The sequence below is a fragment of the Myxococcus vastator genome (assembly GCF_010894475.1).
GTDB classification, from domain to species: Bacteria; Myxococcota; Myxococcia; order Myxococcales; family Myxococcaceae; genus Myxococcus; species Myxococcus vastator.
Map to the genome: position 1 here is coordinate 1 of NZ_JAAIYB010000530.1, position 5,375 is coordinate 5,375.

At 70.8% G+C, this 5,375-nt stretch carries 4 protein-coding genes; 1 reads left to right on the forward strand and 3 read right to left on the reverse strand.

From position 1 onward, the window contains the following. Both G4D87_RS33115 and G4D87_RS33120 read right to left on the reverse strand, forming a co-directional pair. The coding region (locus G4D87_RS33115) for a hypothetical protein (RefSeq protein ID WP_163786682.1) at nt 1-246 on the reverse strand (246 nt) is incomplete at its 3' end. A 250-nt stretch (nt 247-496) separates the two neighbouring features. Beyond that, entirely contained in the window at nt 497-1,411 is a 915-nt protein-coding gene (locus G4D87_RS33120; RefSeq protein ID WP_163786683.1) for a fused MFS/spermidine synthase, read from the reverse strand. A 92-nt stretch (nt 1,412-1,503) separates the two neighbouring features. Between G4D87_RS33120 and G4D87_RS33125 the strand changes: the two genes are divergently transcribed. Next, nucleotides 1,504-3,624 (forward strand): ATP-binding domain-containing protein, encoded by a 2,121-nt coding sequence (locus G4D87_RS33125; protein WP_163786684.1) that lies wholly within the window; start codon nt 1,504-1,506, stop codon nt 3,622-3,624. Here the strand turns inward: G4D87_RS33125 and G4D87_RS33130 are convergent. After that, the gene (locus G4D87_RS33130; protein ID WP_163786685.1) at nt 3,593-5,314 is read right to left on the reverse strand and encodes an ATP-binding protein; all 1,722 of its coding nucleotides are present in this window, start codon (nt 5,312-5,314) and stop codon (nt 3,593-3,595) included. The genes G4D87_RS33125 and G4D87_RS33130 overlap by 32 nt on opposite strands. Nucleotides 5,315-5,375 lie beyond the last annotated feature (61 nt).

Genomic DNA, 5,375 nt, shown 5'->3' on the forward strand with positions numbered 1-5,375 from the left:
CGGGTCACTGGAGACCCCCGCGCCCACCACCGCGACCACCGCCACCACGGGAGAGCGGGCATCCTGCTCCACCACCACGCGGAGCCCCGAGGGGAAGCGGAAGTCGCGCAGCGGGAAGGCCACGTCGCGCATGACGATCTGCCCACGCTGCGGCAGCGTGGCGCACGCGCTCAGCAGCAGCGCCACGGCCATGACGGCGACACGGGGCCGACAGGCGGAGGGGAGGGATACACGCGGGGGCGACATCCAGACAGACTCCAGGGACGGACCCGGGAGCAGCACGCAGGGACACGCCCCACCGCCTCCTCCGAGCGGAAGTGATTGCTGACAGCGACGAGGCGAAGGCAATGCGCGAACCGCGCGGGCCCTGGACTCAAGGCCAGACGGACGGAATGCTCATACCATCCACGGGAAGACAGGCCAAGGGCTGGGGTTCACAGGCGCGCCTGCAAAATCCAGACACCTCCGCAATCCTGGCCAACAAGGCCCCGGAGGCTCAGCGGACCTGCGCTGGCGTATTCACAGACGCGGGCTTCGGCAGGTCCGCGTCCTTCAGCACCTTGCCTCGCCGCTGGCGCTCCGTGGCGTCCGTGTAGCCCCGGTCCACCAGCCCGCTCAAATCGAACGGCACGCCCCGGGTGCGCTCCAGCTTCTCCGCGCGCGCCTCCAGCGTCTTGGCTGCCACCTTCTCCTCGTACCCCACGCCCACCAGGATGCGGTTCGAGCTTTGCGGCACGACGAACTCATACAGCTGCGTGAAGGCCACCTGCCACGTGTGCACCATGGCGTCGTAGTGACGGTTGGGCGGAAAGGCCCACACGTTGCCCACCACCGCGCCCTGGGGGCTCAGCTTCGCCCGCACCGCCTTCAGGAACTCCTGCGTGGCCAGGTGCTCGGGGATGCTGTCCGGGCCATAGGCATCCAGGAAGATGAGGTCATACGCGGGCCGCTCGGCTTCAATGAAGCGCCGGCCGTCTCCGACGTGCGCGCGCAGGAGCGAATCTTCCCGGAAGCCGAAGTAGCGCCTGGCCACCGTCACCACGTCCGGGTCGATGTCCACCACGTCGATGTGCGCCCGCGGCACCACCTTGCGCAGGAACATGGGCATGGCCCCACCGCCCAGGCCCACGATGAGGATGCGCTTGGGCGCGGGCACGTAGGCCAGCCCCACCATGGAGACCTGCGTGTACGGCAGCACCAGGTCCAGCGGCTTGCCCCGCCAGACCACGCTCTGCAGCGCGCCCGAGGCATCGAAGCCCAAATACCGGCGCCCCTCCGCGTCCTCCGTCACCGAGATGAGGGTGTAGGGCGATTGCTTCTCGTACAGGACCTTGCGGGACGCGGAGGCCGTACACGCCAGGACCACCAGCCCCACCAGCAGCAGCCGCTGGCTCACACCGCGCATGTCCATCCCTCTCTGGTACAGAATACCAAAAAGACAGCATTTCTCTCAGGAAAAACAACAGGTTGACGCACACCCTGCCGAGGTTCACCTTGCCGCGCATGAGCCACGTCGAGGCGTCGCTGCCGGACCATGCCCGCGCCATCATCGCCGAGGAAGAGGCCTTGCTGGCCCGTGTTCAGTCCACGCTGGAAGCCGCGCGGCGCAAGTCCGCGCGCGGACAGGACGCTCAAGGACTTGTCGCCCAGTTGCAGGTGCTGCGGGACGAAGCCTCCACCGCGGCCGTGGCGGACCTGCCGCACCTCTTCGCGCAGATGAACCAGATGCGCTCCCTCATGGAGCGCCAGGAGGGCGTGAAGCTTCCGGACCCACAGGCCCCCTACTTCGCGCACCTGCGCCTCAATGGCGAAGGCGGTCCGCGCGACTACCTGCTGGGCCGCACCACGTTCGCGGACGTGGGCGCTGGGGTGCGCGTCATCGACTGGCGCTTCGCCCCCGTGGCCCGGGTCTTCTATTGCTACGAGGAAGGCGACGACTACGAGGAGTCCTTTGGTGAGCGGCTCGCCGAGGGCAGCGTGGAGACGCGCCGACTGGTCATCATCGAGCGCGGCGTGCTGACGCGCATCATCTCCGGCGCGCTGGTGCTGGAGCGCTCCGCTGACGGCGAATGGCGCGGCGTGAGCCGCGACTTCTCCACGCTCCAGTCGGGCGGCGCGGGGACGGCGGCGCGGCCGGAGTTCCTGGGCACTGGCAAGGGCGCGCGGCGCCTCGAGGATGCCTTTGGCGTCACCGCCATGCTGGACGCCGAGCAGTACGAGGCCGTCAGCACCGGCCCGGACCGGCCGCTGCTGGTGCTGGGCAGCGCGGGCAGCGGCAAGACGACGGTGGCGCTGCACCGGCTGGCGAAGCTGGCCTTCGACGATCCGCGGACGTTCCCCCAGGCCCGCATGAAGCTCATCGTCCCGGAAGAAGGGCTGGCGCGGCTGTCCCGCCGGCTGCTGGCGCCGCTGGGCCTGGGCAACGTGGCCGTGCAGACGCGGGATGCCTGGCTGCTGGCCACCGCGCGCTCCGCCTTCAACGTGCCCGGCATCAAGCTGTGGCATGACACGCCGCCGCTGGTGTCCCGCCTCAAGCGCCACCCCACCCTGCGGCGCGCGCTGGCCGCCCGCGTGGGCGTGCCAAAGACAGACGCGGGCACCACCCTGGAGCGGCTGCGCACGCGGATGGCGGACGCGTACATGGACCGGCGCTTCCTGGAGAGCGTCGTCACGGCCGCCAAGGGCGAGCTTCCTCGCACCGCCATCGACGAGACGCTGGAGCACACGCGCCTCCAGCTCGCCACGCCGCTGTCCAAGGCGCTCAAGGACATCACCGACGCGGAGCGGCTCATCACCGTGGACGGGCGCTCCATCGAGGATGACACGCCGGACGCCATGGCCGGCACGGTGGACCTGGACGACCTGGCCGTCCTGATGTTCCTCAAGGCGCAGCACACCTCGCTGGGCCTGGAGCGGCTGGCGCACGTGGTGCTGGACGAGGCCGAGGACTTCTCCCTCTTCGAGCTCTTCGCCGTCCGCCAACTGCTGGGCAAGGGCAAGAGCTGCACGCTCGCGGGCGATGAGATGCAGCAGACGGACGCGGGCTTCGCGGGCTGGCCCGCCGTCCTCAACGAGCTCGACATCCGCGACGCCGCCACCTGCCGGCTCCAGGTCTCCTACCGGTGTCCCCGCCCCGTGGTGGAGCTGGCGCGGCAGGTCTTGGGTGCCCAGGCCCCGGAGGCCACCGCCACCGGCCGCGCGGGCGCGCCCGTGGGCTTCCACCACTTCCCGGACGAGGCCCAGGCGCAGCTCTTCATCGGCGAGGCGCTCAGGGACCTCGTCGCCCGCGAGCCCCACGCCTCCGTGGGCGTCATCGCCAGCAGCCCGGAGTCCGCGCAGGCCATCTACCGCGTCGTCGCCGACCAGCCCTGGGCGCGGCTGGTGCGCGACGGCGAGTTCACCTTCGAGCCCGGCGTGGATGTCACCGACGTGGGCAGCGTGAAGGGCCTGGAGTTCGACTACGTCATCCTCCCGGACGCGACGGCGCGCGCCTACCCGGTGGACGACGAGTCACGCCGCCGCCTGCACGTGGCGGTGACGCGCACGTCCCATCAGCTCTGGGTGGTGTCCTCCGGCGTGCGCTCGCACCTCGTCACCCCGGCTGGCGCGGCAGCTCCACGGTGAAGGTGGAGCCCTGGCCGGGCGCGCTCTCCACGACGATGCGGCCCTCCATGGCGTCCACAATCTGCTTCACAATCCACAAGCCCAGCCCCAGCCCGCCGTAGTGCCGCTCGCTGGCCAGCCGCTCGAAGCGCTGGAAGAGCCGCGCGCGCCCCTCCGGCGGAATGCCCACGCCCTGGTCCTTCACCGACAGCCAGGCGCGTGACGCCTCCGTCCCCACCCGCACTTCAATGGGGCGGCCCCGGCCATACTTGATGGCGTTGGAGAGCAGGTTCTGCAGCACCTGCTCCAGCCGCAACCGGTCCCAATGGCCGGTGGCGGCGCTCCCCGCGTCCAGCCGCAGCACGCAGCCCGCGCGCGCCAGGTCCTCGGTGAAGCGGGGCACCACCTCGCGGGTGAGCGCGGCCAGGTCCAGGTCCTCGCGCTCCAGCCGCAGCCGCCCCGCGGTGATTCGGGACACGTCCAGCAGCTCGCGCACCAGGCTCGACAGGCGGGAGACCTGCCGCTGCACCGCCACCACCTTCGTGGAGAGCGCCTCCGGTGACGTGGGGCCGCCGCTGGCGCGCGGCTCCATGTCGCGCCGCAGCGCCTGGATGTTGAGCATGAGCGAGGTCAGCGGCGTGTTGAGCTCGTGAGACGCCACGGACAGGAACGAGTCCCGGGCGCGCACGGCCTCCTGCGCCTCCGTGTAGAGCCGGCCGTTGTCCAGCGAGGTGGCGGCGCGGCGAGCCAGGTCCTCCGCCAGCCGCACGTCCGCCTCCGTGTACCTGCGCCGGGACTCCGAGTTGAGCAGCGTGAGCGCCCCCAGCACCCGGCCCCGGCTGACGAGCGGGACGATGATGTACGCGCTGATGCCCAGCGCCTCCACGGCCCGCTGATATGCCGGGTCGCCCCCCTGCGCGGCGGCGAGCATGGCGGGAAAGTCCGGGGTGAACTCGGTGACGCCGGTGCGCAGCACCTTGCCGATGCCCGCCGCGTCCTCCAAGCGGATGGGATAGCGCGCCTGGAAGTCCTGCGCGGACGCCGCCAGCGCCTGCTTGGAGAAGGCCACGGCGGCGCGGCGCACCTGCCCGTCCGGCATGGGGAGGTCCACCGCGCAGGCGTCCGCCAGGATGGGGACGGCGAGGTGGGCCATGCGCTGCAGGATGAGGTCGTGCTCCAGGGACGACGCCAGCACCTCGCTGGCCTGGGCCAGGAAGGCGGCGTGCCGCTGCGCCCGGCGCATCTCGTCGTAGAGGGCCCGGAGCGTCGCCTCCTGCTTCTTCTCCGCGGTGATGTCTCGCGAGAACAGGAAGACGCGCTCATGGACGCGAAACAGCCGCTTCACGAACCAGCGGTCCTGGGGCGCGGTGTGACATTCGAACTCCGCGGCTTCGCCCGTCCGGGCCACCTGGCGGAAGCGCTCCTGGAAGGAAGGCTCCGTCCACTCCGGGTGCAGCCCCCAGAGGCTCCGGCCGAGCAGCTCCTCACGCGGCTGCCCCAGGTGCCGCTCCAGGGAGGGATTCACATGGACACAGAGCGCGTCCAGCGAGCAGACCACGACCGCTTCCGGCATCTGGTCCAGCAGGGCGGTGTCCAGCCCCGTGGCGTCCGACCCACCGTGGCTGGCGCCACCAGGGTCCTGTCCGGTCGAAAGTGCGTCCACGCGGTGGGTGTGAGAACGGGCCAAGGCGATGTACCAGCCGCTTAACATCTCCGCCCCGCCCGCCCCACTGTCACGCGCCGGAAATCTGCACGGCAGCCAACATTCTCAC